Annotated in this window: 2 protein-coding genes; both read right to left on the minus strand. The window is 62.4% G+C overall.

The window, feature by feature from the left end; genetic code table 11:
• The coding region (locus HX846_RS24385) for a PfkB family carbohydrate kinase (protein ID WP_256739882.1) at positions 1–150 on the minus strand (150 nt) is incomplete at its 3' end.
• A gap of 23 nt (positions 151–173) precedes the next feature.
• The coding region (locus tag HX846_RS24390) for a substrate-binding domain-containing protein (protein WP_178966244.1) at positions 174–837 on the minus strand (664 nt) is incomplete at its 5' end.

Consider the following 837-nt stretch of genomic DNA (forward strand, 5'->3'; position numbering starts at 1 on the left):
CGCCGAAGCGACCGCCTGGTTCGCGCCCTTGCCGCCGGGAACGGTGGAAAACGATTGGCCGATCAGGGTTTCACCGGCGCGGGGCAGCCGACTGGCCCGGGTGACCAGGTCCATGTTCAGGCTGCCTATTACCACTACTTTTGCTGGCATACATCAGTACTCATCAATTCGGTTCAGCGGTATTGGGCAAACACACCGGCCAACGGCGCCGTCGACTCGCGCAGGACAATACTCGGCGTCACGATGCGTTGATCGATCGGCAATTGGGGTGTCGCAATTCGTCGCAGTAAAAGCTCGGCCGCCATCTCTCCCAGCTGCAGGATCGACTGGCCCACGGTGGTCAGCGCCGGGTACACGTACTGGCTCATCTGGATATCATCAAACCCGATCACCGACAGCTCACCGGGAACCCGGATATTACGTTCGGCAGCGGCGCGCAAGACGCCGAAGCCAATCATGTCGTTGCCGGCAAAAATCGCGCTGGGGGAATTATCCGCCAGCAATTGCGCCGCGGCCGCGTAACCACCGGTACTGGTGAAATCACTTTCCAGCACACGGCCGGCCGGCACTTCGAGCCCAGCCTCGGCCAGGGCACGGTAGTAACCCGCCATCCGCATTTGTGCCACGCGGGTATGACTCGGGCCACCAATGCAGGCAATGTCGCGATGACCCAGATCGAGCAAGTGCCGGGTCGCCAGGTAAGCGCCCTGTTCATGGTCGATGCGCACCAAATCGACATCGATCCCGTCCAATGCACGGTCGACGATGACCATCGGCGTGCGCACCGCCTTGAGGCCTGTCGCCAGGCCGCTGTCGTCGCCGCCCACCGAGGTCACG

The organism is Pseudomonas sp. K5002 (genome assembly GCF_013386655.1).
GTDB lineage: Bacteria > Pseudomonadota > Gammaproteobacteria > Pseudomonadales > Pseudomonadaceae > Aquipseudomonas.